Source organism: Piscinibacter sp. PDB5-1, from assembly GCF_056676035.1.
This window is the reverse complement of record NZ_JBWVZL010000003.1, coordinates 318,429-343,133: the sequence shown is the minus strand read 5'-3', so window position 1 is coordinate 343,133 and position 24,705 is coordinate 318,429. Positions and strand designations below refer to the sequence as shown.

The window sequence follows — 24,705 nt, the reverse complement described above, 5'->3', positions numbered from 1 at the left end:
GCAACCGGGCCGAGCGGTGGGCCGCCCCCAAGCCGACGGGCGAGGGGCGCGCCACTACGCCATCGTCACGACGGCCTACTGGGGCTTCACGCTCACCGACGGCGCCTTGCGCATGCTGGTGCTGCTGCACTTCTACCAACTCGGCTACTCGCCGTTCACGCTCGCCTTCCTGTTCTTGCTGTACGAGGCGGCGGGCGTGCTGGCCAACCTGATCGGCGGCTGGCTCGCCACGCGCTATGGCATCGCCCGCATGCTGGCCGTGGGGCTGGCCACGCAGATCACGGGTTTCTTGCTGCTCTCGGCCCTGTCGCCCACGTGGACGGCCGCGATGAGCGTGGCCTGGGTGGTGGGCGCCCAAGGCATCTGCGGCGTGGCCAAAGACCTGACCAAGACCGCCAGCAAATCGGCCATCAAACTGACCGCCGGCACGGCCTCGGGCCAGCTCTTCAAGTGGGTCGCTTTCTTCACCGGCAGCAAGAACGCGATGAAGGGCGTCGGCTTCTTCCTCGGTGGGCTGCTGCTGCAAGGGCTGGGCTTCCAGGCCTCGCTGTGGGTGATGGCAGGGCTGCTGGCGCTGGTGTTCGTCGGCGTGGTGGCCTTCGTGCCGCCGTTGATGGGCAAGAGCAAGGCGTCGAAGTCGGCCAAGGAACTGTTTGCCAAGAACCAGGGCATCAACCTGCTGGCCGCCGCCCGCGTGGCGCTGTTCGGCGCGCGCGACGTGTGGTTCGTGGTCGGCGTACCGGTGTTTCTGTACGCCTCGGGCTGGACCTTCACCATGGTCGGCGGCTTTCTGGCGCTGTGGACCATCGGCTACGGCGCGGTGCAGGCCCTGGCGCCGATGCTCGTGCGCCGCAGCGACGACGGCCTGAGCCACGAGGTGCCCGCCGCGCGCTGGTGGTCGGCAGGACTCGCGCTCGTGCCCATCGCGCTGGCAGGCCTGGTGATCGCACAGGTCGATCACCTCGAATGGGTCGTCGTCGCCGGGCTCGCGGTGTTCGGCTTCGCCTTCGCGGTCAACTCGTCGGTGCACTCGTACCTGGTGCTCGCCTACGCGGGCAGCGAAAAGGCGGCCGAAGACGTGGGCTTCTATTACGCGGCCAATGCGCTGGGCCGCTTCTTCGGCACGCTGATGTCGGGGCTGCTGTACCAGTGGGGCGGCCTGTCGTGGTCGCTGATCGGCTCGGCGCTGATGCTCGTCGCCTGCTGGCTGGTCACCCTCGCACTGCCGGTGCGCACGTCACAACCCCATCTCAAGGAGGCCAAGCCATGAACGAACCTGCGATGGACGAAAAAACGGCCGTCACCGCGATGGCCGCGCTGGCCCAGCCCGTGCGCCTGCGCATATTTCGCGTGCTGGTGGGCGCGGCCACCTCGGGCATGACGCCCAGCGGCCTGTCGGCCACGCTGGGCGTGCCCTCATCGACGCTGTCGTTCCACCTCAAAGAGTTGATGCACGCCGGCCTCGTGCTGCAAGAGCGCGACGGCCGCAACCTGATCTACCGACCCGAGATCGTGCACATGAACGCCCTGGTGGCCTACCTCACGGCACATTGCTGCCGCGGGCCCGACTGCACCACCGCCACGTCGGCGGCGACCGACTGCAACAGCTGCTGAAGCCGCGCACCTGATCTTGTCTTCGTGAGGTTTCCATGAGTGATCCGGCCTACCAGGTTCTCTTCATCTGCACCCACAACTCGGCGCGTTCGATCATGGCTGAGGCGCTGCTCAACCGACTGGGCGAAGGGCGCTTTCGTGCGCACTCGGCCGGCAGCCACCCCGCCGGCCGCGTGCAGCCCCAAGCCTTGCAGACGCTCGCGCGCTTGCACCTGCCCACCGAGGGTTACCGCAGCAAAGACTGGTCGGAATTCGCCCAGCCCGGCGCCCCGGCGATGGACTTCGTCTTCACCGTGTGCGACCAGGCCGCCGGCGAGGTGTGCCCCCTGTGGCCCGGCCAGCCAATGACGGCGCACTGGGGCGTGGCCGACCCGTCGGCGGCCACCGGCACGCCCGAGCAGGTCGCCCAGGCGTACTGGGATGCGGCCACGATCCTCAAGCGCCGCATCGAGCTGATGCTGGCTTTGCCGATGGCCACGCTCGATCGCATGTCGCTGCAACGCCGGCTCGACGACATCGGCGGGCGCTGAGCATGCTGGGCGTCTTCGAGCGCTACCTGTCGGTCTGGGTGGGCCTGGGCATCCTCGCCGGCGTGGGGCTCGGCCTCGTCGTGCCGGGCGCCTTTCAGGCCGTGGCGTCGATGGAGTTCGCGCACGTGAACCTGGTCGTCGCGGTGTTCATCTGGGTGATGATCTACCCGATGATGATCCAGATCGACTGGTCGGCCGTGAAGGGCGTCGGTCGGCGGCCCGGCGGCCTGGCGCTCACGCTGGTCGTCAACTGGCTCATCAAGCCGTTCACGATGGCCGCACTCGGCGTGCTGTTCTTCGAGCACGTGTTCGCGCCCTGGGTCGATGCGCAATCGGCCAGCGAATACATCGCCGGGCTCATCTTGCTGGGCGTGGCGCCGTGCACCGCGATGGTCTTCGTGTGGAGCCAGCTCGTGAAGGGCGACGCGAACTACACGCTGGTGCAGGTGTCGGTGAACGACCTGGTGATGGTGTTCGCCTTCGCGCCGATTGCGGCCCTGTTGCTCGGCGTGACCGACATCACCGTGCCCTGGCAGACATTGCTGCTCGCCACCGTGCTCTACGTGGTGCTGCCGCTGCTGGCCGGCATGGCCACGCGGCACCTGCTGCAGCGTCGATCACCGCAGGCCGTGGGCGCGTTCGTCGCGCGGCTCAAGTCGTGGTCCATCGCCGGGCTCATTGCGACGGTGGTGCTGCTGTTCGGCTTTCAGGCCGAGACGCTGGTCGCGCAGCCCCTGGTGATCGCGATGATCGCTGTGCCGTTGGTGCTGCAGAGCTACGGCATCTTTGCCATCGGCTGGGTGGGCGCCAAGTTGCTGCGCCTGCCGCACGAGATCGCCGGTCCGGCGTGCCTGATCGGCACGTCGAACTTCTTCGAACTGGCTGTGGCCGTGGCGATCTCGCTCTTCGGCTTGAACTCGGGTGCGGCGCTGGCCACGGTGGTCGGCGTCCTGGTCGAAGTGCCGGTGATGCTGTCGCTGGTGTGGCTGGTCAATCGCAGCGCGGCGGGGGTGGCCAGGCACGCGAGGTGAGGGAAGGGTGAGGCCACCCCCGCCCCTCAGGTTTCAAGCCACCGCCAGCGGCGCCCCCAACTGCTTCAGCACGTCACGAATCAAACGCGCCCGATCGGTCGGCTCGACTGCGTCGCGCTCGATGCGCAGCTTGTCGTTGCCGGCCAGCTTGATGTGCTTGTTCTTCTGCACCAGTTCGATGATGCGCATCGGGTCCACCGGCGGGTTGGGGCGGAAGTTGATGATCGTGAGCTTGGGCGCCGACTCGATCTTCTGCACGCCGTAAGGCTTGGCCAGCACGCGCAGGCGGTGCACGTCGAACAGCGTCTGCCCCTGCGGCGGCAGCTTGCCGAAGCGGTCGGTGATCTCCTCCAGCATCGCGTCGATCTGCTCGGGCTTGTCGGCCGTGGCCAGGCGCTTGTAGAGGCTCAGGCGCGTGTGCACGTCGCCGCAATAGTCGTTGGGCAGCAGCGCGGGCGCGTGCAGGTTGATCTCGGTCGTGGCCGCCAGCGGTGACAGCAGGTCGGGCTCGCGCCCGGCCTTCAGGGAGCGCACGGCCTCGCTGAGCATGTCGTTGTACAGCTGGAAGCCGACCTCCATCATGTTGCCGCTCTGGTTTTCGCCCAGCACCTCGCCAGCGCCGCGAATCTCGAGGTCGTGCATGGCGAGGTAGAAGCCGCTGCCCAGCTCTTCCATCGCCTGGATGGCATCGAGCCGCTGAGCGGCTTGCTTGGTCAAACCCTCGACATCGGGCACCAGCAGGTACGCATAGGCCTGGTGGTGCGAGCGGCCGACACGCCCACGCAACTGGTGCAACTGGGCGAGGCCGAACTTGTCGGCCCGGCTGATGACGATGGTGTTGGCGCTGGGCACGTCGATGCCGGTCTCGATGATGGTCGAGCACAGCAGCACGTTGTAGCGTTGGGCCACGAAGTCGCGCATCACGTGTTCGAGCTGGCGCTCGGGCATCTGGCCGTGGGCGACGGCGATGCGCGCCTCGGGCATCAGCTCTTGCAGCTTTTCGCGCCGGTTCTCGATGGTCTCGACCTCGTTGTGCAGGAAGTACACCTGCCCGCCGCGCTTCAACTCGCGCAACACGGCCTCGCGGATGGTGCCGGTCGTTTCGCTGCGCACAAAGGTCTTGATGGCCAGGCGGCGCTGCGGCGCGGTGGCGATGACGCTCAAGTCGCGCAGGCCTTCGAGCGCCATGCCCAGCGTGCGCGGAATGGGCGTGGCGGTGAGCGTGAGCACATCGACCTCGGCACGCAGCGCCTTCATGGCCTCTTTGTGGCGCACGCCGAAGCGGTGTTCTTCGTCGATGATCAAGAGCCCCAGGCGCTTGAACTTCACGCTGCCGCTGATGAGCTTGTGCGTGCCGACGACGATGTCGATGGTGCCGTCTTCGATGCCTTCCATCGCGGCCTTGATCTCTTTGGCCGAGCGAAAGCGCGACATCTCGGCCACCTTCACCGGCCAGCGGCCGAAGCGGTCAGAAATGTTCTGGTAGTGCTGCTCGGCCAGGAGCGTGGTGGGCGCGAGGATGGCCACCTGTTTGCCGCCCGTTACCGCGACGAAGGCGGCACGCAAGGCCACCTCGGTCTTGCCGAAGCCCACGTCGCCGCAGACCAGCCGGTCCATCGGCTTGGGCGAAATCATGTCTTGGATGACGGCGTGGATCGCGGCTTTCTGGTCGGGCGTTTCTTCGAAGCCGAAGCTCGCGGCGAAGGCCTCGTAGTCGTGCGGCGAGAAGCGGAAGGCATAGCCCTCGCGCGCGGCGCGGCGGGCGTACAGGTTCAGCAGCTCGGCGGCGGTGTCGCGCACCTGTTCGGCGGCGCGGCGCTTGGCCTTGTCCCACTGGCCGCTGCCCAGCTTGTGCAGCGGGGCTTCGTCGGCGCTGACGCCGGTGTAGCGGCTGATCAGGTGCAGCTGCGCAACCGGCACGTACAGCGTCGCCTTGTCGGCGTATTCGAGGTGCAAGAACTCGGATGGCCCGTCGCCCAGGTCGATGTTCATCAGGCCCACGTAGCGGCCGATGCCGTGGTTGCTGTGCACGACTGGGTCGCCGACCTTCAGCTCGGACAGGTCTTTGATCAGCGCGTTGACGTCACTGACCTGCTCTTGCTTGCGGCGGCGGCGCGCGGTGGGGCTGGTGGCGAAGAGTTCGGTTTCGGTGACGAACTGGATCGCCTTGTGCTCACCGGGCTCGTGCCAGAAGAAGCCCTCGGCCATCGGCGCCACGGCAATCGCGAAGCGCTCGTCGCCGGCTTCGAACTCGGCCAGGCTGGCCACGCTGGGTGGGTCGATGCGGTTGTCGCGCAGCAGTTCCAGCAGGCTTTCGCGGCGGCCGTCGCTCTCGGCGACGATCAGCACGCGGTGCGGCGTTTGCGTGACGTGCTCTTGCAGGCGGCGCAGCGGCTCGGGGGCACCGCGGTCCACGCTCAGGTCGGGCAGAGGGCGGGCCCACTCGACAGCCTCTTGCCCGCGCACGGCCAGCACGGGGTGCGCGCCGGCCAGCGTGAAGAAGTCGTCCGGCTTCAAGAACAGCTCTTCGGGCGGCAGGATCGGCCGCTCTTTGTCGTGCTGCAAGAAGCGATGGCGCTCGCGCGTGTCGGTCCAGAAGCGCTTCAGGGCTTCGTCGGTCTCGCCGTGCAAGACGACGGCCGCGCTGGTCGTGAAGTACTCGAACACCGTTGCCGTCTGGTCGAAGAACAGCGGCAGGTAGTACTCGATGCCGGCCGTGGCGATGCCGCTGCCGATGTCTTTGTAGATGCGCGACTTGGTCGGGTCGCCGTCGATCTTTTCGCGCCAGCGCGCGCGGAAGGCGGCCCGCGCGTCCTCGTCCATCGGAAACTCGCGCCCCGGCAGCAGGCGCACTTCGGGCACGGGGTACAGGCTGCGCTGCGAGTCGGGGTCGAAGGTGCGGATCGAATCGACCTCGTCGCCGAACAGGTCCACCCGGTAGGGCACCACCGAGCCCATCGGAAAGAGGTCGATCAGGCCGCCGCGCACCGCGTATTCACCGGGCGACACGACCTGGCTCACGTGCGTGTAGCCGGCCAGCGTGAGCTGGGCCTTGAGCGCGGCTTCGTTGAGCTGCGTCTTCTGCTTGAAGTGGAAGGTGTAGGCCGCCAGAAAGCTCGGCGGGGCCAGGCGGACGAGCGCGGTCGAGGCGGGCATCAGCACCACGTCCACCTCACCCTGCTGCACGCGCCACAGCGTCGCCAGCCGCTCAGAGATGAGGTCTTGGTGGGGAGAGAAGGTGTCGTAGGGCAGCGTTTCCCAGTCGGGGAAGACGGCGATGCGCAGGCCCGGCGCAAAGAAGGCCAGCTCGCCTTCGAGCCGCTGCGTGTCGGCCGGCTCGGCGGTGACGATGGCGGTCAGCCGCTTCTGCGCCGCTTGCGCCTGCGCGAACTTCGCCAGCAGCAGGGCGTCGGACGAGCCGACGGGGCGGGGCAGGGTGAACTTCTTTCCAGGCGCGAGAGCGGGAACTTGCATGAAGACGCGGACCCAAGTCGAGGTGCCAAAGCAAATCGCCCCGAAGGCAGATCCTGCGGGGCGATGAGAGGGCGCGATTATAGAATTCGCGACCCTTTTGCCGCCCGATGACGCACCCACATCCCCCGTCGCTGTACGCCCTTGTGCCCTGTGCTGGCGTCGGTGCGCGTTCGGGGGCGCCTGGGCCGAAGCAGTACGAAGCCCTGGCCGGGCAAAGCCTCGTCGCCCACACGCTGCGCGCGCTGTCGCAGGTGACGCGGCTGACGCAAACGCTCGTGGTGCTGGGCCCCGACGACCGCGCCTTCGAGCAGCACGCGCCCGGCTTTGCCGGCTGGGTGGCCCGCGTCGGTGGCGACACCCGCGCGGCCACCGTCACGAACGGGCTCGATGAACTGCGGCACCGAGGCGCACAAGACGACGACTGGGTGCTGGTGCACGACGCCGCGCGCTGCCTGCTGCGGCCCGAGTGGGTCGATGCACTGATCGACGTCTGCCTGTCCGACCCCGTGGGCGGCCTGCTGGCGCTGCCCGTGGCGGACACCCTGAAAGACGAGCGCGCAGGCCGCGTGACGGCCACCGTGCCGCGCCAGGGCAAATGGCAGGCGCAGACGCCGCAGATGTTTCGCCTCGGGCTGTTGCGCGACGCCTTGCAGCACGCCGGCGACCAGGTCACCGACGAAGCCAGCGCCATCGAAGCGCTGGGCCATGCGCCCCGCCTCGTGGCGGCGTCGATGGAAAACTTCAAGATCACCTACCCCGGCGACTTCGCGCTCGCCGAACGACTGCTGAGGACACGCTGATGAACATGCCGCGATTGGCGCCCAAGTGGCGCGTGGGCGAGGGCTGGGACACGCACGCGCTGGTCGAAGGTCGCAAGCTCATCCTCGGCGGGGTCGAGATCCCGCACACGCACGGCCTGCTGGGGCATTCGGATGCCGACGCGCTGTGCCACGCCATCACCGATGCCTTGCTCGGTGCGGCGGCGCTCGGAGACATTGGCAAGCATTTCCCCGACACCGACCCGCAGTTCCAGGGCGCCGACTCGCTGGCGCTGCTGGCTGAAACCGCGCGCCGCGTGCGCCTGGCCGGCTGGCAACTTGGCAACGTGGACAGCACGATCGTCGCTCAGTTGCCGAAGATGGCGCCGCACATACCGGCCATGCGCCAGCGCCTGGCCACGGCGATGGGCATTCCCGTCGACCAGGTCAACGTGAAGGCGAAGACCGCCGAAAACCTCGGACCGGTCGGCCGGCGGGAGTCGATCGAAGCGCGGGCCGTGTGCCTGTTGCTGAAGGCCTGAAGGGCCGAGAGCCTTTGAACGCAGTCGCGCCGTGTCGTTGTTCGCATTCCGCTCACCGCGCTCGATGCGTGGCGAAGCCAGAAGCGGCTACCCTCGCGGTCTGAACATTCGCAGGAAGCCGTCCGTCATGGCCGTTCATGTCGAAGGAACCCACCGCCACAAGGTCGATGGGCACACCTACAGCTACCGCGTGTCTTACACCGTCTACCCCGAAGGGCCGGATCACCGCGGCGCCATCACCATCCTCGGGTTCATCCGACGCGCCGGCAAGGAATGGCCGGTGTCCACCCGCATCCTCGACTCCGGTCCCGACCTGCAAGGCCGTGCGCCTTCGGTCGTGTGCCACGCCATCGACGCGCACATCGACGAGACCGCGTTCGACAAGGATTGAGTCGTGCCGCAGCGGTCGCTGCGGTGACCCTGCGACCCACCGAACACCCCTCAAAAGGCCCTGCATGCACGTGCAGGGCCTTTGTTGTTTTGGGGCGCACCAGACGGTGCGGCAGGGGGCCCGGAGGGGGATTGTTCCGGCCGCCTCGGGCCGGACCGGTCTGCGATGCAGAACCGATGAAACTGATGGCTACATTTTGTGAAGCCCTCTTTTGAGATTTGTCATTTTCTGTCGTTAGCATCGGCGGCGTTCAAGATTCGCGGTTGTCGAGCGTCCGCCACGCGGCAGATTTCTGCTTGACCACCATCCCCGCAAGGTTATTCCAGACTGATCGGTCTATCGGTGCTAGGCCGATGGTTATTCATTTGCGAAAATGAACATACTGACTGTTCTAGGCGAGTTTTCTGAATCACAGGCGTATAAGCCCGCATACGTTTTCCTGAAGGATGGGGAAAACGAACATTCCACGCTGAGCTTCGGGGCGCTCCGGGTCGCGGCGCTTCAGGTCGCGGCGCACCTTGAGGGCCGGTTCTCGGTAGGCGACAGGGTGTTGCTGGCCTTGCCCGACGGCATGGATTTCGTGGTCACGTTCCTCGGCTGCCTGTACGCCGGCCTGGTGCCGGTGCCGGTGAAACCTCCGCAGAACCGCGAGTCGTCACGCAAGGTGCTGGGCATCTTTTCAGACAGCGAAGCGGCCGCCATGGTGAGTGAGGGCGGGACGCTGCAAAAGCTCATGACCTTCTTCCCCGAAGACCCGGCAGTCCGCGGCATCTTTCACGTCGACGTGCAAGAGATCTCGGCGTGCATGGGCCAGGGCGAGCGGGCGGCAGAAGACACCTCGGCGTTGATCCGGCCCGAGACCCTGGCCTTCCTGCAGTACACCTCCGGCTCGACCGGGGCGCCCAAAGGGGTCATGGTGTCTCACGGCAACCTCATCGCCAACGAAGACATGATCCGCACGCGCTGGCGCGCCACCCGCGAGGACGTCTACGTCTCGTGGCTGCCGATGTTCCACGACATGGGGCTGATCGGCGCCGTGCTGCAGTCGCTGTTCATCGGCGCGACCTGCGTTCTGATGCCGCCGATGGCGTTCGTCCAGAAGCCTTCGCGGTGGATGGCGGCAGTTTCGAAGTACCGGGCGACGATCACCGGCGGACCAAACTTTGCTTTCCGATCCATTTGTTCTGACCGAATCACGAAAGATATCTCTGCGCTCGACATCTCGTCGCTAAGAATCACCTACTGCGGGTCCGAGCCAATTTCATCCGAGGTGGTGTCAAAGTTTGCCCGTGAGTATTCACGCTGTGGCTTCGACGCCCGGTCATTCAGTGCGTGCTATGGCATGGCAGAAACCACGTTGATGGTCTCGGCGGGCGGAATTGGCTCGGAACCCATATTCGCCCGAACGGCCACTCCGAATATCTCTCTCGAATCCCTCGATGCGATTCACGAGAAGGGGGGCGACCGCACCGTCATCAGCTGCGGCGAGTCGGTGCGGGGGCAGAAGCTGCGCATCGTCGATCCGACCCGTCTGCAGGGGTGTGCCGAGGGGCAGGTGGGTGAGGTCTGGGCCCACGGGCCGCACATCGCGCAGGGATACTGGCGCCAGCACGAAGCCACGCGCGCCACCTTCCAGGCCTGCATCGCGGGTGAAGGCCCCGAGCACTACCTGCGCACCGGCGACCTGGGCTTCATGTGGGGCGACCAGCTGTTCATCACCGGCCGCATCAAAGAGCTGATGATCTTCAATGGCAGCAACCACTACCCGCAAGACATCGAAGAGTCCGTCGCGGGGTGCCATCCGGCCATCGAAGGTGTGCGCACCGTGGCGTTCAGCCAGTGGGTCGGCGGCGCCGAGACGCTGACGATCGTCCAGGAAGTTGACCGCGAGTTCATGCGCCGCATGCCGCGGGAGCTGGCCGACGACATCGCCTCGGCCATCAAGTCGGTGATTTATGCGCAGCACGGCGTGCCGGTGCGCGACCTGGTGCTGGTGCGCCACGGGGCGATCCCGCGCACCACCAGCGGCAAGCTCTGCCGCGTGAGCTGCAAGCAGCAGGTGCTCTCCGGTGAGCTGGAGCCCTTGCCCCTGGTCGATGCCACGGCGGCCGCGGAGGCGATGGCATGAACACCACCGAGCAGGCCATGGGGTGGATCGAGCGCTTTCTCGTCGAGGCCGGCATCGCGTTGCCGGCCGGTGGCCTGAGCGCGCGCGACACCTTTCACGACCTCGGCGTCGATTCGACGCTGGGCATGGAGCTTGTCTTCGCGCTGGGCGAGCAGTTGGGGGTCGAGATCGACCCGACGCTCATCTTCGACGCGCGAACCATCGAAGGCTTTGCCGAGCGCGTGCAAGCCCTCGTCACCACCCCTTGACGAAGATGCCAGGAGCGCCGCGATGACGTCCTTTTCCACACCTTCCTCCACGTCGGTACAGCGCCGCATCGACATTGCGACCGACTTCAACCTGCTCGGGTACCCGAATGGCGGCTACCTCGCCCAGCTGGCGAGCGAGCAGATGGCTGGCGCCGTCGAGCACCCCGACCTGCTGACCTTGAACGCGAGCTTCCTCGGGCATCCGGCGTCGGGGCCGGCCGATGTGCACATCGAAGTGCTCGACGTGAAGAAGAGCATGTCGCGCGTGGCCTTGACGCTCGTGCAAGACAACGAGAAGAAGGCGTTCTACGTGGCGACCTTCAGCGAGTTCGCGCGCAGCACCGGGCTCACGCACAACTTCGGGCCCGAGGCGCAGCCGGTGCCCTTCGATGCCTGCGTGCCGAGGCACCAACTGGGCCTGCCGGCGATCCCCGGCCCGTTCTTCGAGCGCTTCGACATGCGCTTCAAACCCGGCATCCTGAGTCGGCCGGGCCCGACGCAGCCGGCTGAAATCGAGGGCTGGATCGCGCTCGCCGATGGCTCGGCGCCGCAGCTTTCGACGCTGGTGCTGTACGCCGACGCCTTCCCGCCGCCGATCTTCAACGCCGTCGATCCGAGCCAATGGGGTTCGGTGCCCACGGTGGATTACAGCGTCCACCTCAAGGCCCAGCCGGCCCCCGGGCACATCCACGGCCGTTTCTGGTCGCACCACCTCGTGTCGGGTTACCTCGAAATCGACGGTGAGTTGCGTGACAGCCAGGGGGCGCTGGTCGCCGTCTCGCGCCAGATCGCCAAGTTCCGCGGCCGCTGAGCCACCTTCCGACCGTCCACCGGCCGCGCGCCATGCGGGGCCGGGGCCACCTTTTTCGCTTGCTCCATGCCCCACTCCCGCAGTGACGTCGCAATCGTGGGTCTGGCCTGCCGTCTGCCGGGGGCGGACGACGCCCAGGCGTTCTGGCAACTGCTGCTCAGCGGTGACTGCGCCGTGCGCCAGACGCCCGCCGAGCGCTGGAGCAACGAGGCGCTGTACGCGCCGGCCGCCGGCACGCCCGGCAGGCTGAACAGCGCCGAGGGCGGTTTCATCGCCTCGCACGACCGCTACGACCACGCCTTCTTCGGCATCTCGAAGACCGAGGCCGAGGCGATGGACCCGCAACAACTGCTCGCGCTGCAGGTGGCCTGGCACGCACTCGAAGATGCCCGCCAGCGGCCCTCGGCCCTGGCCGGCCGCGCCATCGGCGTGTTCGTCGGCGCCACCTCGAACGACTTCGAGAACCTCGTGATGCGCCGACGCGAGCACATCGGCGCGTTCACGCCGACCGGCATCAACGGCAGCGTGATCTCGGCGCGCATCTCGTACGCGCTCGACTGGCGCGGCCCGTCGATGACGGTCAACACCGCCTGCTCGTCGTCGCTGGTGGCCGTGCACGAGGCCTGCCTCAACCTGCTGGCCGGGCATTGCGAGATGGCGCTGGCCGGTGGCGTGAACCTGATGCTGGCACCCGAGGCCACCATCGCCGTGTCGCAGGCCGGCATGATGGCCCCGGACGGCCGCTGCAAGACCTTCGACGACGCGGCCAACGGTTACGTGCGCGGCGAAGGCTGCGGCCTGGTCGTGCTGAAGCGGCTCGACGACGCGCTCGCGGCCGGCGATCGCATCCATGCCGTCATCCATGCCACTGCCGTCAACCAGGACGGCACGACCAACGGCCTCACCGCACCGAACCGCGAGTCGCAAGAGGCCCTGATCCGCCACGCGCTCGACCAGGCCGGCCGGCGTGCACAAGACATCGGCTGCGTCGAGACCCATGGCACCGGCACCAAGCTCGGCGACCCGATCGAGGTCAACGCGCTGAAGGCGACCTACGGCGGCAGCGCGGGCGACGCACCGTGCTACCTCGGGGCCGTCAAGGCGCAGATCGGCCACCTCGAACCCGCGGCCGGCATCGCCGGGCTGATCAAGGCGGTGCTGCAAATCCGCCACCGCACCATCGTCGCCCAGCCCGGCGTCAACCAGCAGAACAAGCTCATCAAGCTCGACCGCACGCGGCTGCGCATCCCCACGCAAGCGGTCGCGTGGGACGCGGCCGTGCCGCCGCTCGCGGGCGTCAGCGCCTTCAGCTACGGCGGCACCAATTGCCATGTGATCCTCGGGCCGGCCCCCGCCGCGGGCGGGGTGCGGCGCGCTTCGGCCGCGTGGCCGCTGGTGCTGCCCCTGTCGGCCCGCTCGCCGGCCTCGTTGCAGGCCTTGCTGGCCGCACATGCCGCCGGCCTGAACCCGCCCGGCGCCCCCGACCTCGCCGCGTGGTGCGCGACCACCGCCCTCGGGCGCGACGCCCACGCGCTGCGCAAGGCCATCGTCGCGGCCGACGCCGACCAACTGCGCCAGCGCCTCGCCGAGGCGCCGTCGTCGAGAGAGACGCCCCCGGCCGTGCGCAAGCGCAGCCCCGAACCGGTCTTCATGTTCTCGGGGCAGGGCTCGCAGCAACCGGGCATGGGGCGTGGGCTCTACGAACGTTTCGCCGTGTTTGCGCAGACGCTCGACAGCGTCGATGCCGCCTTCCGTTCGCGCCTCGGCGTCGGCGTGCGCGACCTGCTCTGGGGCGAACACAGCGCGCGGCTCGACCGCACCGACCACACCCAGCCCGCGCTCTATGCCCTGCAAGTGGCCCTGCTGCGCCTGTGGGCCAGCCTCGGCGTGCGGCCCCGCGCGGTGGTCGGCCACAGCATCGGCGAATACGCCGCAGCGCACGCTGCCGGCGTGTTCGGCTTCGAGCAAGGCCTCGAACTGGTCTTCGCGCGCGGCCGGCTGATGCAGGACCGCGCACCCGACGGCCACATGGTCGCCGTGCGAACCCCGGCCGACGCCCTCGACGCCTTGCTCGCCCCGCTGGGCGGCGCGGCGCACATCGCCGCACGCAACGGCCCGCAAGACCAGGTCGTCGCCGTGCGCACCGATGCGCTCCAAGCCCTGCTCGGTGTGCTGGCCGCGGCGGGCTTGCAGCACGTCAAGCTGAAGGGCTCGCGCGCCTTCCATTGCCCTGGCATGGCCGAGGCGGCCGACGAGTACCGGCAGGTGCTGGCCTCGCACACCTTCGCCGCGCCGCGCATCCCGCTGCTCGACAACGTCAGCGGCGGCGCCGAGCCCGGCCTGCCCATCGACGCCGACTACTGGGCGAGGCAGATCGTCGCGCCGGTGCGCTTTGCCGACGCCATGCACCACGCCTGCGTGGCGCGCGCCGAAGCCTTCGTCGAGATCGGTGCCGGCAGCACCCTGCTGGGCATGGCCTCGCGTGCCGCCGAACTGCGCGGACGCGTGCTGGTGCCGTCGATGCTGCCCGGTGAGACCGGCTCTCTCGGCCTTTGCCGCGCGGTGGGGGCGCTCTTCGAGGCCGGTGTCGATGTGGACTGGGCCGGGCTCTACCCCGACACGCCAGACACACCGGACACGCGTGAGTCGCTCGACATCGACCTGCCGCTGTACCCCTTCGACGCCCAGCCGGTGTTCGACGCCGGCCGCTACGCCCGCCCGGACCCGGCCGATGCCGACGGCGCACCGACGGCCTTGCGACACGCGCTCACGCTGGCCTGGGAACCCCTGGCCACCGCTTCACCCGGCCGGCCCGGCGAGGCCGCCACCTTGCTGTGCGTGCGCCGCCCAGGCCGCGCATCCGACGCGATGGCCGGCGCGGTCGTGGCCGCGGCCGGGGCGGGCGCACAGGCCCTGCCGGCCGAGGGCGCCGCCGCCACCGGGGCGGCACTGGCCCAGGCGCTGGCCGCGCAGGCCTCGCCGGTGGACGTGCTCGTCTTCCGCGACGCGCTGGCGGTGCGCACGGGCGACCTCGCCGAGTCGGCGGCGGCGTTGGCCTGGGCCTTCGTGCAGATGTTGCAAGAGACACTGCAAAAGACACTGCAAAAGACGCCGCAAGCCCTGCCCGAACAGCGCACCCGTTTGCGCGGCCTCACGGTGGTGCTGCCAGACGACGCGCCCGAGGCGCTCGATGCCGCGCTGCTCGGCGCCTTGAAGTCGGCGGCGCTCGAACTGCCGGGCGTTCACCTGAAGGCCGTGCGCGCCGCGGTCGGTGCCGATGCGCACGCCTTGATCCACCTGGCCCGGCTACCCCGCAGCGGCGAATACCGTCTCGATGCGAGCGGCCGAGTGCATGAGCCCGTGCTCGTGCGGCGCTTGCCCACGGCGACACCGGCGGCGGCCGCCCCGGCACCGGCCATCCGCGGCGACCGGGTCTACCTCGTCACCGGCGGCACGGGCAGCATCGGCCTGCATGTGGCGCGCGGCCTGGCACGGCGCGGCGCGAAGCACCTGGTGCTCGTCAGCCGGCGCGGCGGCGACGCCGCCGCCGTGCACCGGCGGTGCCCCGAACTGGCGGCCGCCGGGATCGACCTGCGCATCGAGCCCGCCGACGTGGCCCGAAGCGAAGAGGTGAGGGCGCTGCTCGCCCGCATCGCGCAAACCGGTGTGCCGCTGGGCGGCATCTTCCACGCGGCGGGGGTGTCGTCGGTGACACCGCACCCTCAACTCGACGAGGCCGCCATGGCCGGCGCGCTGGCGGTCAAGCTGCATGGCACCCAGTGGCTCGACGCGCTGAGCCACGACCTGCAACCCGAGTTCATCGTCGCGTTCTCGTCGATCTCGGGCCTGTGGGGGGCGGCAGGCCTCACCGCCTACGCAGCGGCCAACCGCTTCACCGATGCCTGGGCCGAAGCCGGGGCACCGGCCGGCACGCGCCGCCTGGCGATCGACTGGGGGCCCTGGCAAGACAGCGCGATGGTGAGCGCCGAAGACGCCGACGCGATGCGCCGCGTGGGCATCGAGACCCTGCCGCCCGACGAGGCGCTGGACGCGCTCTTCGCGCTGCTCGATGCGCGGGCCCAAGGCCGCGTGGTGGTTTGCGCGGCCGACTGGGCGCGCCTGAGCGAGCTGTACGCGGCCACGGGCCTGGGCGGCATCTTCCAGCGCCTGGCACCCGCGGCGGCCAGGGCGCATGCGGCGCCTTCGCCCTCGCCATCGACCGCCAAGCAAGGGTCGGCAGCGGGCATGGCGGCCCTGCGCGAAACGCTCGCCGGCCTGCTGAACCTCGCGCCGCACGACATCCCGCTCGACGAACCGCTGCATGCACTGGGCATCGATTCGCTGAAGGCCATCGAATTCAAGAAGGCGATGGAGTCGCGCACCGGCCGCGACATTCCCGCCACGGCGATCTTCGACCACCCGACCCTGCGCGAGCTCGCCCGCTTTCTTGCGCCGCAGGGCGACCCGCAAGTCGCCGGCATGACCACGGCCGACGCAGCGCGCCACCCCGCCGATGCGCAGCGCGACATCGCCATCGTCGGCCTGGCCTGCCGCCTGCCCGGCCACAGCGATTCGCCCGAGGCCTTCTGGCGGCTGCTGCTGTCGGGGCGCAACCCGGTGCAAGACGCCGCCGGCCGCTGGCATTCGCCGCTCTTCAACGACACGGACGCCGCCGCAGCCGCCGGCCGCTTCGGTGCGGCCTTCATCGACGGCATCGAGCGCTTCGACGCCCGGCTCTTCAACATCAGCCCGCTCGAAGCCCGGTCGATGGACCCGCAGCAGCGCCTGGCCCTCGAACTCGCCTGGCGCTGCTTCGAGCACGCCGGCCACCGCCCCGCCGACGTGCACGGGTTGCGCGTGGGCACCTTCGTCGGGGTCGCTGCCAACGAGTACCACCGCCTGTGCGACCTGCGCGCCGAGGGCCGCGAGTACCTGGCCACCGGCAACGCGCTGAACGTCATCGCTGGCCGCGTGGCCTACCACTTCGGCCTGCGCGGCCCGGCGGTGGCGGTGGACACGGCCTGCTCGTCGTCGCTCGTCGCGCTGCACCAGGCCATGGCCGCGCTGCGGTCCGGCGACTGCGATTTCGCGCTGGCCGGTGGCTTGAACGTGCTGCTCGCCGCCGACACCTTCGGCACGCTCGGCGAGGCCCGCATGCTGTCGCCCGCGTGGCGCTGCGCCACCTTCGACGCGGCGGCCGACGGGTATGTGCGGGGCGAGGGCGGGGCGATGTTCCTGCTGCGGCCCCTGGCCGACGCCTTGCGCGACGGCGACGAGGTGCTGGCCGTGCTCAAGGGCTCGGCCATCAACCAGGACGGCCGCAGCGCCAGCCTCACCGCGCCCCACGGCCCCTCGCAGGTGGACGTGATGCAGCGCGCCCTGCACGACGCGCGGCTCGCGCCCGCCGACATCGACTGGGTCGAGGCGCATGGCACCGGCACGCCGCTGGGCGACCCCATCGAGCTGCAGTCGATCGACACACTCTACGGCGACCCCGGCCGCACGCTGGTGGTCGGCGCCGTGAAGTCGAACGTCGGCCACCTCGAATCGGCCTCGGGGGCCGTGGGCTTGCTGAAGGTCGTGCTGTCGCTCCAGAACGAGCGGGTCGCCCCCAACCTGCACTTCAACACGCTCAACCCGCACGTCGCGCAACTGCGCTGCGGCGCGCTCGTGGTGCCCACCGAGCCCCGGCCCTGGCCGCGCACGCAGGGGGCACCACGCCGCGCCGCGATCAGCTCGTTCGGCTTCAGCGGCACCAACGCGCACCTGGTGGTCGAAGAGGCGCCGAGTGCCTCGGCACCACGCCCGGCCGCCGAGCCCTGGGCTTCGCCCTCGACCTGGGTCTTGCCCCTGAGCGCGCACACCGAGACCAGCCTCCACGCGCTGCATGCAGCACTGCGAGCCCTCGACCGCGACGAAGACCTGCTGCACGCTTGCCGGCAGGCGCAGTGGCTGCGCGAACCCATGCGCTGGCGCGCGGTGCTTGTGGCCGGTTCGGCCGACGAGTTGCGCCAGCGGCTGCACGCCGCGCTGAAGCCGGTGGACACCCGCAGCGGCCGCCGCCCACGCGCAGCGCTGCTCTTGAGCGGCCTCGACGCGCAGGCCAGCGAATCGCTGCGCCTGGCCGCCACGCAGCCCGCCGTGGCCGCGGCCTGGCAGGCCTGCCGCGAGGCGCAGCCGGTGCTCGCCGCCTCGGTGGGAGGGCGCGCCGACGGGCCATCGCGCCGCGCGCTGCAGTACGCCTGGGCGCGCCCATGGTTCGACGCCGGCCTGGCGCCCGACTGCATCGGCGGTGAAGACCCGCACGGGCTGCTGGCCTGCCTGAGTGGCGAGCTGCCCCTGGCCGCCTACCTCTCGGCCGCACCGCAAGCCGCGCAGGCGCCCGAGGCCACGCACGAAGCCGTGCACCGCTTCGCGGCGGGCGGCGGGCGCTACCTCTTCGGTGTGGGCTCGCCCACGGCCGACCTCGCCGGCCTGCCGCTCATCGACCTGCTGCAGGCCGCCGCGAACGAACGGCAATGGCTGGAGTTGCTGGCCGCGCTGTACGCCCAGGGCTTCGACGTGGACTGGCGCCGCGTCACCGGGGCCACCCGCCGGCCCACCCCCGAAGCGCTGCGCTACCCGATGGACAAGGTCACGCACTGGGCCGGCCCGGTGCTTCGGGCTCGCGGGGCCGCGTGGGCCGCTTCGCCCGTGCCCGCCGCCGGCACCGGCTCCACCGATCAGATCCTGGCCCTGCTGCAAGCACAGGCGCAGGCCATGCACGACCAACTGGCGATTCTGGAGAACCTTTGATGAACACCGTCACCGACCTGCCGCGTGCTGCGAGCGCTGTCGAATCGACCATCGTCGCGAACTTCTCGCGCATCCTCGGCCTGCCCGCCGACGAAGCGGTGCACCGCGACGACTCGTTGCTCGACCTGGGCGCCGACTCGCTGGCGCTCATGAAGTGCATCGACTTTCTGAAGGACCACTTCGGCATCAGCGTCTCGATCACGCAGGCCTACCAAGACTTCGCCACGCTGGGCGACATCGTCGATCACGTGCAGGCCGAGATGGCGCGCGCCCCGCGGGCCCCGGTTTCGGCGCCGGCCGTGGCGGCCGCCGTGCCTGCCACCGTCCGCCCGAGCCTGCCCCAGCCCCTGGCGCCTGCGGTGGCGCCGGTGATGCAGGCCCCCGCACTCGCGGCAGCCCCGGGCCAGGGGTCGGGCGAGTGGGTGCAGAGCCTGCTGCTGTCGCATGTGGCCCTGATGGACCGCCACCTGCAGCTGCTGGATCGCTTCTCGGCGGCCCCGGGTGCGCAGCCCATCGCCGCACCGGCGGCGCTGCCGGGCGCGTCGCCCCGCGCGGCGGCGGTTGTGCCGGCCGCCGTCGCGTCGCAGAGCGCCCCCGCACCGGCGCCCGCCGGCGACGACGAAGCCCCGGTCGATCGTTTCAACGTGTTCGCCTCGCGCGCGCGCCAGACGCGCGGGCTCACCGAGCAGCAGGCGCAATACCTCCAGGGCTTCATGGCCGCCTACAGCGCCAAGCACCGCCTGTCGAAAGAGATGACCCAGGCCGCGCGCCGGCGGCTGTCCGACAACCGTGCCTCGGCCGGCTTCAAGCCCCACACGAAAGAGGTGCTGTTTCCCATCCTCGCCGACCGTGCGCAAGGCGCGCACCTGTGGGACGTGGACGGCAACCGCTTCGTGGACATCACGATGGGCTTCGGCGTGCACCTGTTCGGCCACAACCCCGATTTCATCCGCGACCGCGTGATCGAGCAGGCCCAGGTGGGTTTTCCCATCGGGCCGCAGTCGCCGCTGGCCGGCCGCGTGAGCGAGATGATCTGCGAGATGACGGGGCACGAGCGCGTCGTGTTCTGCAACTCGGGCACCGAAGCCACCATGACGGCGTTGCGCATGGCCCGTGCCCACACGGGTCGTGCCAAGGTGGTGATCTTCCGCGAGTCGTACCACGGCACCTTCGACGGCTTTCTCGCCCGTCCCGATGGCAGCGACGCGCCGGTGCCGGTGTCCACCCCGGTGAGTTCGGGCGTGATCAGAAGCTCGGTGGACGACACCGTGGTGCTCGAATACGGCGAAGACAGCGCGCTGGCGCTGGTCGAGCAACTGGGTGACGAGCTGGCCGCCGTGGTGGTCGAGCCGGTGCAAAGCCGCCGCCCGTGGCTGCAGCCGCAAGACTTTCTGCGCAAGCTGCGCGACATCACGCGCGAGCGCGGCATCGTCTTCATCTGGGACGAGGTCATCACCGGCTTCCGCATGGGCAGCGGCGGCTCGCAGGCGCATTTCGGCATCCGCGCCGACCTGGCGACCTACGGCAAGATCGCTGGCGGCGGCCTGCCCATCGGCCTGGTGGCCGGCAACGCCCCGCTGCTGGACCTGATCGACGGCGGGCACTGGCAGTACGGCGACGACAGCGTGCCCACCTCGGACCAGATCTTCTTCGCCGGCACCTTCACCAAGCACCCGCTGGCCATGGCGGCAGCGGTGGCCACGCTCGAAAAGATCCACACCGAGGGCGAGGCGCTGTATGCCGAACTCGACGCCAAGACCGAGCGCCTGGTGCAGGCCAGCAACGCGATCTTCCGCGAGGCGGGGCTGGCCATACAGCTCGAACGCTTCGGTTCGCTGTTCCGCTACGTGTCGCGCAAGAACATGGACCTGTTCTTCACGCACCTGATGATGGAAGGCGTCTACATATGGGAGGGGCGCAACTGCTTCCTCAGCACCGCGCACACACAGCAAGACATCGACTTCATCCTGCGCGCCACGCGCAACGCGATTGCGCAGTTGCAGGGCGCCGGCTTCTTCGAGTCGAAGCCGGCCGTGCAGAGCGCCCCCGCCACGGCCTGGGAACAGCGGTTCTGCGCGCTGTGGACGCCCGAGCGCGCCCGTGCGCTGAACATCGGCGGCGGCGTGCTGCTGCGCGGCTTCGAGGCGGCGGCCGACCTGGAGTCACTCGAAGCGGCCGTGGTGTCGGCGCTCGCCGGCTGCGCCAGCCTGCATGCGCGCTACGACGAAGCGGCCGGGCTCTGGCGCGCGTCGGGTGAGCGCCTGCAGGTGCTGCGCTCGAGCATCACGCTCGACGCCAGCGACTCGGTGGACCTCTTCGTGCAACGCCAGGTCTCGGCCGACATGGCCACGCCCTTCCAGAAGACCGAGGGCGTGCAGTGCCGGGTGGCCGTGACGCGCATCGTCGGCGTGGGCGCCTTGCTGACGGTGATCGCCAACCATGCGGCCTGCGATGGTTACTCGTACGCCCTGGCCATCGACGCGATCTTCTCAAACCTGCGCCAGCCGGCCCATGCCCGGCGCGCGCTGACCACGCCCCTGGGGCTCGCCGCGGCGGCCGAGTCGGCCTACCGCAGTTCGGCCCGCTTCGAGCAGGACCGCGCCTACTGGCAACGCCGCTTCGACGAACGCAAGCACGCCAGCGCGGCGATGCAAGCCCTGCCGGCCGGCGGGGCGTCGAAGCGCCGCCAGTTCGACGTCGATGCCGCCTCGCTGATGCGGGTGGCCAAGTCACACAAGGTGACGCCCTTCGTCGCGCTGCTGGCCGGCTTCCACCAGGCGCTGCAAGACACGCAGGCACTGGCCACGCGTGGTGTGGTGGGGGTGCCGGTGGCCAACCGTGCCGTGCTCGACGAGGTGGCCCATGACCAGCCGCAGGTCGTGCAGGTGACCAACCTGCTGCCCGTGCTGCCGCGCGTGCCCCAGGCCCAGAGCGGGCAAGACGCCATGGCGTACTTCAAGGCGGTGGCCGAAGCGCTGCGCGAGGCGTCCGAGCACGGCGCGTTTCCGATCGGCCGCGAGGCGGGCGTGGGCCCGGTGCCGCCGGTGCTCTTGAGCGTCAACCTCGAACCGTCGAGCTTCGACCTGTCGAGCCACGGCGTCGAGGCCGAGGCCATCTTCGGCCTGCGCCCGGCCACCGAGTACCCGATCGAAATCAACATCGTGCGCCAGGGCGAGTCATACCGCGTGCTGTGCGACCACCAGGACCACGGCCTAGCCGGCGCCGACGTGGCCCATCTCCTGTCCAGTTTCGAATCCCTCATCACCACCTGGAGCCAACATGCATCCTGACACCCTGCAACGACCGAGCGTGAACCTGCGCTTCGTCTTCGTCATCGCCGCGATCTGCGCGGGCGTCTTCGCGTTCAACTATTCGCGCCACGGCTTTCACGAGGACAGCTTCCTCTGGACGATCCGCACGGTGGTGAAGATGGCCTTCACCTTCTTCGCGGCCTCGTACATCGCCAGCCCGCTGCACCAGTGGCGCCCGAACGCGTTCAGCGCCTTCCTGATGAAGCACCGCGCCACGACCGGCGTCGCCTTCGCGGTGTCGCAGCTCACGGCCGGGGCATGCGCCACGACGATCTGGATGAACTGGCCGCACCTCATCCATGCCATCTCGACGCCCGTCGAGCGCGTGCTGGGCGTGATGGTCTTCGTGTGGATCTTCGTGATGCTGGTGACTTCGAACCGCGCCTCGATCGACGCACTCGGCCGCAAGCTGTGGAGCGGCATCCACACCTACGGAATGATCGTGATCTGGATCGCCTACCTGCTCGACTACGGCCGCCGCATGGTCGAGTGGTCGCCGGTGTACGGCATCTTCGTCGGCACGCTGTTCGCCATCCTCATGCTGCGTGCACGCGTGCTGTTCACGCGTTCCGGTACCTCGGTCGCACCGGCCGGCCTGTGAGTTTCTGAAGGAGTTTGTCTGATGACTGCAACCGTTTCGCAAGACGCCCGCGCCCTGGCGCGCGCCGCCGTTCGCCAGAGCCTGCCCGCCGCCCAGTGGCAGGCCAACGAAGAGTTCACCCGCACGCTGCTGGCCGAGCTTCAGCAGCACCGCTTCGCGCAGCACCCGCTGATCGCCGAGATGAACGCGGGGCACGGCTCGCTCAAGTGGCTGCGCAACTTCTACCTCGACACGGTGCACGCGCTGTCGGGCCGATTCATCGACTACGTGCTGCAGGCAGCGGTCAACTGCAACCAGATCGAGCCGAGCGTGGGCCTGCGCGGCGTGGCCGCGGCGCGTTGTCTCATGCAGATCAACGCCATCGATGAACTCGGCTTCACGCCCGGCGCCGTGGAGGGCAACTTCATCGCCGACCCGGCGAAGGCCCACGTGGTGCAGCTCTACGACGTGATGGAGCAGATCGACCTGCCCGAGGCGGCCGTGCAGCGGCACCAGCCCTCGACCCGCTCGCAGCACGTGGCGTCCATCCTCGAGGTGAACCGCCACGACCACCTGCGACTGGCGCTGGTGCTCGCCGCGTTCGAATCGACGCTCAACCCCTGGACCGAGTGCTGGGCCGTGGCCACCAAGGCGGTGACCCGCGTCAACACCGACGAGGGCTACCACGCCATCCACGTCGAAGACGACGACGGCCACGCGGTGGACGACGACCACTCAGAAGACAGCTGGTACATCGTGCGCCAGGCCCTCACGCCCGCCCGCTACGCCGAAGCGCGCCATCTGGCGCTGCACCTGATGGACACCTGCGCCGCCTACGTGGACGAGCAACTGCAACTGCTGCGCGAGGCGCCGCGCCAGCCGGCCTGAGCCTCGCCCCGGCGGCGTGGCGCCGCCGACGCACCCCGGCAAGAAAAGACCAAGAAGCACCAGGAAGGAGCCAGGCCGACATGCCCGACAAGAGTCTCGACGTTCTCGCGCAGGTGGCGCGCTGGGCGCAAGAAAAGCCCGAGGCCATTGCCTGTGCCGACGCGCACCGGCCCTGGCGCTGGGTGGACTTCCACCGCGCTGTCGAAGAAGCCGCCCTGGGCCTGCGGGCCCAGGCGGCGCTGATCCCGGCGGAGCGGCCGGTGGTGGGGGTGCTCGCCCGCAACCACGCGGGCTTTGCCATCGCCACCTGCGCGGTGGCGGCCTCGGGTGCGGCGTTCGAGCTGTTTCCCGCAGACCTGCCCACCGGCGTGCTGCATGAGCTGATCCAGCGCAGCGGGGTGTCGCTGGTCATCGCCGACGCCGAGTTCCTGGCCCTGCAGCCTGGCAGCGTGGCGCGCCTGACCACGCTCGACGCCCTGCGCGTGGCCGGCAACCTGGCCATGGCTCCGCTGCCCGACTACGTGCCCGAAGCGGGCGTGTTCAGCGTCGTCTACAGCTCGGGCACGACGGGCATCCCCAAGGCCATCGTCCACCCGGCGAGCGGCCGCGCGGCGGTCAACCAGGCGGCGGCTGCGCTGGGCATCGGCACCTCGGCGGTCAACGTGGTCGCGTTGCCGATGTTCAACAACCTGTCGCTGATCACCTGGTTGCCCGCGCTGTGCAACGGCGGCTGCAACGTGATCCTGCCGCGTTTCGAGCCCAGCGCCTTCTGCGAGCTCGTGCAGTCGCGGCGCGCCACCCACGTGGTGATGAGCCCCGCGCAGTACCGCGAACTGCTGGCCTTCGCCGACCTGGGCCGCTTCGACCTGTCGAGCCTGCAACTGCACCTGTCGTCGAGCTCGCGCATGAGCGCGGCCGAGAAGGCGGCGGTCGTCGAACGCCTGCCCGGCCGCTTCTGCGAAATCTACGGCGTGACCGAAGGCGGTGTCGGCACCCTGCTCGACGGGGCCGACGTGGCCAAGCGGCACACGGTGGGCAAGCCCATGGCCATGTACGACATGAAGGTCATCGACGACGAAGGCCGCCCGCTGCCGACCGGGCAGACCGGCCGCATCGTCGGCCACAGCGCCTTCATGATGAGCGGCTACCGCGACCCGCGCCACCAGCCGGTGTACTGGCAGAACCCCGACGCCCCCGAGCGCCGCTACTTCGTGCCCGGCGACCTGGGCCACTTCGACGAAGACGGCTGCCTGGTGGTGCTCGACCGCGCCGAGGACACGCGCCTGCTCGGTGACGAGCGCCTGTACCCGAGCCGCATCGAGGCCGACCTGCTGGCACTGAGCGACTGCCGCGATCTGGCCGTCACGCTCGGCGGGCGACCGCCGCAGCTGAGTGCCGTCACCGTGCATTGGGTCGGCGACGACGCCTGCCAGGCGCGCCTCGAAAGCGCCCTGGCGAGCGGCCCGCATGCCCGCCTGCCGTCGGTGCGCCTGCGCCGCCGCGAGCGATTGCCGCGCAACGGCATGGGCAAGCTGCTGCGGCGCGAGCTCGACTAGGGCGAGGGCAGGGCGGCATGGGTGCCGCGTGCAACCTCGAAGAGACGC

General features: G+C 69.5%; 16 protein-coding genes. 15 read left to right on the top strand and 1 reads right to left on the bottom strand.

From position 1 onward, the window contains the following. Positions 1–16: 16 nt before the first annotated feature. The 4 genes from arsJ to arsB are packed head-to-tail and all read left to right on the top strand — an operon-like array spanning position 17 to position 3,175. On the top strand, positions 17–1,270 hold the full coding sequence (gene arsJ, locus AC1KAT_RS14505) for an organoarsenical effux MFS transporter ArsJ (protein ID WP_480327144.1): 1,254 nt from the start codon (positions 17–19) through the stop codon (positions 1,268–1,270). Positions 1,271–1,281: 11 nt separating this feature from the next. Next, positions 1,282–1,614: an ArsR/SmtB family transcription factor gene (locus AC1KAT_RS14500; protein ID WP_480327767.1), complete on the top strand. Its 333-nt coding sequence runs from the start codon at positions 1,282–1,284 to the stop codon at positions 1,612–1,614. 35 nt (positions 1,615–1,649) lie between these two features. Continuing rightward, positions 1,650–2,144, top strand: coding sequence for an arsenate reductase ArsC (locus tag AC1KAT_RS14495; protein WP_480327142.1), 495 nt, complete (start codon positions 1,650–1,652; stop codon positions 2,142–2,144). Positions 2,145–2,149: 5 nt separating this feature from the next. After that, positions 2,150–3,175 (top strand): ACR3 family arsenite efflux transporter, encoded by a 1,026-nt coding sequence (arsB, locus tag AC1KAT_RS14490; protein WP_480327765.1) that lies wholly within the window; start codon positions 2,150–2,152, stop codon positions 3,173–3,175. 33 nt (positions 3,176–3,208) lie between these two features. On the opposite strand, the gene mfd is transcribed toward arsB, so the two are convergent. Next, positions 3,209–6,649 (bottom strand): transcription-repair coupling factor, encoded by a 3,441-nt coding sequence (gene mfd / locus AC1KAT_RS14485; RefSeq protein WP_480327140.1) that lies wholly within the window; start codon positions 6,647–6,649, stop codon positions 3,209–3,211. Positions 6,650–6,756: 107 nt separating this feature from the next. On the opposite strand from mfd, the gene ispD reads away from it, so the two are divergent. The 11 genes from ispD to AC1KAT_RS14430 all read left to right on the top strand — a co-directional run bounded on the left by ispD (position 6,757) and on the right by AC1KAT_RS14430 (position 24,657). Then, positions 6,757–7,449: a 2-C-methyl-D-erythritol 4-phosphate cytidylyltransferase gene (gene ispD, locus AC1KAT_RS14480; RefSeq protein WP_480327138.1), complete on the top strand. Its 693-nt coding sequence runs from the start codon at positions 6,757–6,759 to the stop codon at positions 7,447–7,449. Further along, positions 7,449–7,949, top strand: a complete 501-nt coding sequence (gene ispF / locus AC1KAT_RS14475; RefSeq protein WP_480327136.1) for a 2-C-methyl-D-erythritol 2,4-cyclodiphosphate synthase — start codon at positions 7,449–7,451, stop codon at positions 7,947–7,949. The genes ispD and ispF overlap by 1 nt, the downstream gene beginning before the upstream one ends. 127 nt (positions 7,950–8,076) lie before the next feature. Beyond that, positions 8,077–8,340: a hypothetical protein gene (locus tag AC1KAT_RS14470; RefSeq protein WP_480327134.1), complete on the top strand. Its 264-nt coding sequence runs from the start codon at positions 8,077–8,079 to the stop codon at positions 8,338–8,340. A gap of 373 nt (positions 8,341–8,713) precedes the next feature. Continuing rightward, positions 8,714–10,468 (top strand): fatty acyl-AMP ligase, encoded by a 1,755-nt coding sequence (locus AC1KAT_RS14465; protein ID WP_480327132.1) that lies wholly within the window; start codon positions 8,714–8,716, stop codon positions 10,466–10,468. Continuing rightward, a complete protein-coding gene (locus tag AC1KAT_RS14460; RefSeq protein WP_480327130.1) occupies positions 10,465–10,716 on the top strand; it encodes an acyl carrier protein in 252 nt (83 codons plus the stop codon). The genes AC1KAT_RS14465 and AC1KAT_RS14460 overlap by 4 nt, the downstream gene beginning before the upstream one ends. Before the next feature lie 22 nt (positions 10,717–10,738). Then, positions 10,739–11,527: a thioesterase family protein gene (locus AC1KAT_RS14455; RefSeq protein ID WP_480327128.1), complete on the top strand. Its 789-nt coding sequence runs from the start codon at positions 10,739–10,741 to the stop codon at positions 11,525–11,527. Between the two features lie 66 nt (positions 11,528–11,593). Continuing rightward, positions 11,594–18,322: an SDR family NAD(P)-dependent oxidoreductase gene (locus tag AC1KAT_RS14450; RefSeq protein ID WP_480327126.1), complete on the top strand. Its 6,729-nt coding sequence runs from the start codon at positions 11,594–11,596 to the stop codon at positions 18,320–18,322. After that, the gene (locus tag AC1KAT_RS14445) at positions 18,322–21,612 is read left to right on the top strand and encodes an aminotransferase class III-fold pyridoxal phosphate-dependent enzyme (protein ID WP_480327124.1); all 3,291 of its coding nucleotides are present in this window, start codon (positions 18,322–18,324) and stop codon (positions 21,610–21,612) included. Before AC1KAT_RS14450 ends, AC1KAT_RS14445 begins: the two co-directional genes overlap by 1 nt. Next, positions 21,602–22,234 carry a hypothetical protein gene (locus AC1KAT_RS14440; protein ID WP_480327122.1) on the top strand — a complete coding sequence of 211 codons (633 nt, stop codon included), beginning with the start codon at positions 21,602–21,604 and terminating at the stop codon, positions 22,232–22,234. Before AC1KAT_RS14445 ends, AC1KAT_RS14440 begins: the two co-directional genes overlap by 11 nt. Before the next feature lie 21 nt (positions 22,235–22,255). After that, positions 22,256–23,101 carry a hypothetical protein gene (locus AC1KAT_RS14435; RefSeq protein WP_480327120.1) on the top strand — a complete coding sequence of 282 codons (846 nt, stop codon included), beginning with the start codon at positions 22,256–22,258 and terminating at the stop codon, positions 23,099–23,101. An 80-nt stretch (positions 23,102–23,181) separates the two neighbouring features. Then, positions 23,182–24,657: a class I adenylate-forming enzyme family protein gene (locus AC1KAT_RS14430; RefSeq protein ID WP_480327118.1), complete on the top strand. Its 1,476-nt coding sequence runs from the start codon at positions 23,182–23,184 to the stop codon at positions 24,655–24,657. The last annotated feature ends 48 nt before the right edge of the window (positions 24,658–24,705 follow it).

What these genes read in the sequence shown, in the direction of transcription:
- AC1KAT_RS14500 (WP_480327767.1), top strand. Translation starts at nt 1,282, where the DNA reads ATGGACGAAAAAACGGCCGTCACCGCGATGGCCGCGCTGGCCCAGCCC.
- AC1KAT_RS14495 (WP_480327142.1), top strand. Translation starts at nt 1,650, where the DNA reads ATGAGTGATCCGGCCTACCAGGTTCTCTTCATCTGCACCCACAACTCG.
- mfd (WP_480327140.1), bottom strand. Translation starts at nt 6,649, where the DNA reads ATGCAAGTTCCCGCTCTCGCGCCTGGAAAGAAGTTCACCCTGCCCCGC.
- ispD (WP_480327138.1), top strand. Translation starts at nt 6,757, where the DNA reads ATGACGCACCCACATCCCCCGTCGCTGTACGCCCTTGTGCCCTGTGCT.
- ispF (WP_480327136.1), top strand. Translation starts at nt 7,449, where the DNA reads ATGAACATGCCGCGATTGGCGCCCAAGTGGCGCGTGGGCGAGGGCTGG.
- AC1KAT_RS14470 (WP_480327134.1), top strand. Translation starts at nt 8,077, where the DNA reads ATGGCCGTTCATGTCGAAGGAACCCACCGCCACAAGGTCGATGGGCAC.
- AC1KAT_RS14465 (WP_480327132.1), top strand. Translation starts at nt 8,714, where the DNA reads ATGAACATACTGACTGTTCTAGGCGAGTTTTCTGAATCACAGGCGTAT.
- AC1KAT_RS14460 (WP_480327130.1), top strand. Translation starts at nt 10,465, where the DNA reads ATGAACACCACCGAGCAGGCCATGGGGTGGATCGAGCGCTTTCTCGTC.
- AC1KAT_RS14455 (WP_480327128.1), top strand. Translation starts at nt 10,739, where the DNA reads ATGACGTCCTTTTCCACACCTTCCTCCACGTCGGTACAGCGCCGCATC.
- AC1KAT_RS14450 (WP_480327126.1), top strand. Translation starts at nt 11,594, where the DNA reads ATGCCCCACTCCCGCAGTGACGTCGCAATCGTGGGTCTGGCCTGCCGT.
- AC1KAT_RS14445 (WP_480327124.1), top strand. Translation starts at nt 18,322, where the DNA reads ATGAACACCGTCACCGACCTGCCGCGTGCTGCGAGCGCTGTCGAATCG.
- AC1KAT_RS14440 (WP_480327122.1), top strand. Translation starts at nt 21,602, where the DNA reads ATGCATCCTGACACCCTGCAACGACCGAGCGTGAACCTGCGCTTCGTC.
- AC1KAT_RS14435 (WP_480327120.1), top strand. Translation starts at nt 22,256, where the DNA reads ATGACTGCAACCGTTTCGCAAGACGCCCGCGCCCTGGCGCGCGCCGCC.
- AC1KAT_RS14430 (WP_480327118.1), top strand. Translation starts at nt 23,182, where the DNA reads ATGCCCGACAAGAGTCTCGACGTTCTCGCGCAGGTGGCGCGCTGGGCG.